This window comes from Agrobacterium sp. MCAB5, assembly GCF_052114365.1.
GTDB lineage: Bacteria > Pseudomonadota > Alphaproteobacteria > Rhizobiales > Rhizobiaceae > Agrobacterium > Agrobacterium tumefaciens.
This window is the reverse complement of the sequence record NZ_JBFREP010000135.1, coordinates 1-618: the sequence shown is the minus strand read 5'-3', so window position 1 is coordinate 618 and position 618 is coordinate 1. Positions and strand designations below refer to the sequence as shown.

The 618-nt window shown below is 56.1% G+C and carries 2 pseudogenes; both read left to right on the top strand.

Features of this window, described 5'->3' with window-relative positions:
* A pseudogene (locus AB4Z23_RS27815) lies at nt 1-193 on the top strand (polysaccharide pyruvyl transferase family protein); the annotation flags it as partial.
* Nucleotides 194-415: 222 nt separating this feature from the next.
* A pseudogene (locus tag AB4Z23_RS27810) lies at nt 416-618 on the top strand (oligosaccharide flippase family protein); the annotation flags it as partial.

The window sequence follows — 618 nt, the reverse complement described above, 5'->3', positions numbered from 1 at the left end:
CATCGACACGTTCGAAGTCGAGGAAGTTATCGAGCTGGTGAAGGAGATACTCGCTGGAGCCGGGGCGGTAAGACAGCGGATCGACCACGCCAATGATCGCTTCAAGCGCCAGCTTTCCGAGCAAGAGGCGCTACTCGGCCGGGAATTTCTCTCAACTGATGCCGTCGCAACGCCGCAGAGCGTTACGCCTTAGCAAAGGTGTCCCGCAGCCTAATGCTTTCGACGTAATACCGAGGCTCTTCACCACTCGACGGGAGTAGTCCGCACAATGTCGCACGCCCTTCAACGGACATTCTCCAAACGGCCTACACCTACGGATCCGGCTGCCATCCCAACGGTCAGATTTCCAAGATCCAAGTCCCCACTCTAGATTTGACGCTACCGTCGATTATCGGCGACGCTGTCGGAGCCCTCGATGCACAAAGTCCGCCGCGCCTTTTTCATGGCCATGCTGGAACAGCACCTCGGAATTGCGATCAATCTCGCTCTGATCGCGATCGTATCGAGACTATTGTCGCCGGCGGAAGTTGGCTTTGCCGTCATCGGCTACGGGGTGACATCGGTGATATTCGCCTTTCGCGAATTCGTTTCGTCCGATTTTCTCATTCAGCTCGATGT